The organism is Aeromicrobium sp. REDSEA-S32_B7, assembly GCF_001626145.1.
Lineage (GTDB): Bacteria > Actinomycetota > Actinomycetes > Propionibacteriales > Nocardioidaceae > Aeromicrobium > Aeromicrobium erythreum.
Genome location: NZ_LUNF01000190.1, coordinates 1 through 3,697 on the forward strand (window position 1 = coordinate 1; position 3,697 = coordinate 3,697).

A 3,697-nucleotide genomic window follows, 5' to 3' on the forward strand; every position below is an offset into this window, starting at 1 on the left:
GGGCGTCCGGGTGTGGTGACGTGCTCGCCGAAGGTGTTCATCCCCGTCACGCGGTTGTGCCGCGACCGGTGCCACTACTGCACGTTCGTGGAGACGCCGGGCCAGGCGGCCCGGGACGGTCGGGCGCCCTGCCTCTCGCCCGACGAGATCCTCGCGATCGCCTCTCAGGGCGCTCAGATGGGCTGCCTGGAGGCGTTGTTCACCCTCGGCGACCGCCCCGAGGACCGCTGGCCCGAGGCGCGGGCCTGGCTCGACGAGCAGGGCTACGACTCCACGCTGGCCTACGTCCGCGCGATGGCGGTGCGAGTCTTGGAGGAGACCGGGCTGCTGCCCCACCTCAACCCCGGCGTCATGTCGTGGGAGGAGATGAACCGCCTCAAGCCGGTCTCCCCGTCGATGGGGATGATGCTCGAGACGACCTCGCGGCGGCTCTTCGAGACCAAGGGCGAGGCCCACTACGGCTCGCCGGACAAGGACCCGGCCGTGCGGCTGCGCGTCCTCGAGGACGCCGGTCGGCTTTCCATCCCCTTCACGACCGGTCTGCTGGTCGGCATCGGCGAGACCCTGGAGGAGCGCGCGGACACGATCTTCGCGCTGCGCGCCTCCGCGACGGCCTACGGGTCGATCCAGGAGGTGATCGTCCAGAACTTCCGGGCCAAGCCCGACACCGCGATGCGGCACGCCGACGACCTCGGCCTCGACGAGTACCTCGCCGCCATCGCCGTGACCCGGCTCGTGCTCGGCCCCAAGGCACGGGTCCAGGCACCGCCCAACCTCACCGACCTCGCCGAGTGCCACGCCCTGCTCGGCGCCGGCATCGACTACGCGCTCCTGATCGTGGCCCGCTACCGCGAGGAGCTGCGCAACACCGAGGACCGGCACGCGGCGATGGCGCACGCCCTGCACCGGGCCGCCCCCGCCGTGCTGGCCAGCGGGTCCACCGTCGTGGTCGGCCTGCTGTGCCTGCTGCTCGCCCAGATGCAGGCCACCGCGGGCCTCGGCCCGGTCGCCGCGGCGGGCATCGTCGTCGCCCTGCTCACGATGCTCGTGCTGCTGCCCGCCCTCCTCGTCGTGTGCGGACGCTGGGTCTTCTGGCCCTTCGTCCCCCGGTTCGGCGACCCGCAGCCCGCCGAGGACGGGGTCTGGGGCCGGGTGGGTCGACGCATCGCCCGACGCCCGCGCGCCGTCTGGGCCGTGACCACCCTGCTGCTCGCCGGCTTCACCGTCGGCCTCGTGCAGCTCGACGCGAACGGCCTGTCCGACGCGGAGCAGTTCACGACCGAGCAGCCGTCGATCGTCGCCGAGGGGAAGCTCGCCGAGCACTTCCCCGGCGGCGCTGGCGCACCGGTGCAGGTCGTGGTCGACGCCGCGCACGTCGACGACGCCGCCTCGACGCTGCAGGGCGTGCAGGGCATCGCCCCGGACTCGGTCTCGGAGCCCGTGGTCCGCGGCGACGTCGGCTACGTGGAGGGCACCCTCGAGGCCGCCCCCGACTCCCGGGCCGCGTTCGACACCGTCGACCGGGCCCGTGCCGCCCTCGCCGACGTGCCGGGCGACCCGCTCGTCGGCGGGACCACCGCCATCAACCACGACGTGCAGCAGGCGTCGGCCGCCGACACCCGGCTGATCATCCCGGTGGTGCTGCTCGCCGTCCTGCTGATCCTCGGCGTGCTGCTGCGGTCGGTGATGGCACCGCTCGTGCTGCTCGTGACCGTCGTGCTGTCCTTCGGCGCCGCGCTCGGCATCAGTGCGCTGGTGTTCCGGCACGTGCTGGGCTTCGGCGGCACCGACTCCTCGTTCCCGCTCTACGCGTTCGTGTTCCTCGTGGCGCTGGGCATCGACTACAACATCTTCCTGATGACCCGGGTGCGCGAGGAGTCGCTCGTGCACGGCACCCGGCGGGGTGCGCTGATCGGCCTCGCCGCGACGGGCGGGGTGATCACGTCGGCCGGGCTGGTGCTCGCCGGCACGTTCGCCGCGCTCGGCTCCCTGCCCATCGTGTTCCTCGCCGAGCTGGGCTTCGCGGTCGCGCTCGGCGTCCTGCTGGACACGCTCGTCGTGCGGTCGGTGCTGGTCACGGCGCTCACCCTCGACCTCGGGCGCTGGATGTGGTGGCCGAGCGCGCTGTTTCGCACCGACGGCGGCCACGCGTCGTCGACCGGTCACCCGGTGGCGCACCACGCCGCCGACGCGGCCCACCCGGCCGACCACGTCGCCGGGCACCACGCGCCCGACCACCGGGATTAGTCGGCACGCGGTCCGGGGAGCAGACTCGACCCATGGAGCACGGGCAGGAGCTCGCCGAGGAGTACCGCGAGTTCGCGGCGCAGGCGGCCGACTCCGCCACCTTCACGGCGTGGTCGGCCGCGGTCGCCGACGACGCCGAGGTGCTCGACTGGCTCGCCACGCTGCCGCGCGCCAAGCAGCAGCCGAACCTGGTGCTCGCCGCCGCACGCCTGCACGGGGTCCCGGCACCCGGCCCGTACGCGGCCCTGCGCGAGGCGCTCCTCGCCGACGGATCCGACGGACCGATCCGCGCGACCGTGCTGGAACGGTCGACGCAGACCAACGAGGTCGGCCGGCTCGCGACGCTCGCCCCTGCGTTCGCGATCGTGGCGGCACAGCACGACGACGCCCCGTTGTCGCTCCTGGAGGTCGGGGCGAGCGCCGGCCTGTGCCTCTACCCCGACCGCTACACGTACCGCTGGCGCACGGAAGGCGGCGACGTCGTCGTCGGCGCGGGTCCTGGGCTCGCTTGCGACGTCACGGGTCCGGCGCCTCTCCCCCAGCGTGTCCCGCGCGTCGCCGCACGTCGCGGGATCGATCTGAACCCGCTCGACGTCACCTCGCCGGACGACGTGGCGTGGCTCGAGACGCTCGTCTGGCCCGAGCACGACGACCGACGCGCCCGGCTCCGCGCCGCGCTCGAGGTCGCACGGGCGGACCCTCCGCACGTCGTCGCGGGCGACCTGCTCACCGAGCTGCCGCGGCTGGTCGAGGAGGCCGCGGCCGACGGCCCGGTCGTCGTGCTCCACAGCGCCGTGATCGCCTACCTCGACGACCACCAGCGCGTCGCGTTCGACGAGCTGGCTCGCGGCCTGGTCGCCGACGGCGCCTGCCACTGGGTGAGCAACGAGTCCTCACGTGTGCTCCCGTCGATCACCGCGACCGCCTCCTCCCCCGGTCCCGAGCGCCACGCCTTCGTGCTGGGCCTGGACGGGCAGGCCGTCGCTTGGGCCCACGGGCACGGACGCACGCTGCACTGGCTCGCCTGACCCACCTGCCCCCACCTGACCTGGAGACTTCACTCGGATCGAGAACCCCACTACGCTCCTGCCCATGAGCGAACCGGGGGGACGCGAGCCGTTCTGGGACGTGGTGCGTCGACGCCACCCCGACGTCGACGTCGTGCTGCTGCCGCCCGCCGAGGCCACGGCGCCTCCCGGGTCGGACCGGGACCCGGTCTCGGTCGAGACGGCACAGGAGCTGGCCGCCCGGCTCGACCAGGAGTTCGCGTCGGTGTGGGAGCTCCTCCTCGGTGGTCCGCCGGAGCCGTCACCCGTGCGCTGGACCAGCAGCCCGGTGCCAGGCACCGCGCGACCCGTCCGCTCCCAGCGCAGCCGGGACGAGCGGGGCGAGGACCTCGTCGGCACGAGCCGCGCCGTCCTCACCGACCTGGGCTGGACCACCTCCGAGC

At 73.9% G+C, this 3,697-nt stretch carries 3 protein-coding genes; all 3 read left to right on the forward strand.

The genetic code is table 11. The annotated features are described in order from the left end of the window. A partial coding sequence (gene cofG / locus A6Q79_RS13035) for a 7,8-didemethyl-8-hydroxy-5-deazariboflavin synthase CofG (RefSeq protein ID WP_317698585.1) occupies nt 1-2,247 on the forward strand: 2,247 nt, incomplete at its 5' end. Between the two features lie 32 nt (nt 2,248-2,279). Beyond that, nucleotides 2,280-3,275 carry a DUF2332 domain-containing protein gene (locus tag A6Q79_RS13040; protein WP_289016946.1) on the forward strand — a complete coding sequence of 332 codons (996 nt, stop codon included), beginning with the start codon at nt 2,280-2,282 and terminating at the stop codon, nt 3,273-3,275. Nucleotides 3,276-3,339: 64 nt separating this feature from the next. Then, on the forward strand, nt 3,340-3,697 hold a 358-nt coding region (locus A6Q79_RS13045), incomplete at its 3' end, for a hypothetical protein (RefSeq protein WP_317698586.1).

What these genes read in the sequence shown, in the direction of transcription:
- A6Q79_RS13040 (WP_289016946.1), top strand. Translation starts at nt 2,280, where the DNA reads ATGGAGCACGGGCAGGAGCTCGCCGAGGAGTACCGCGAGTTCGCGGCG.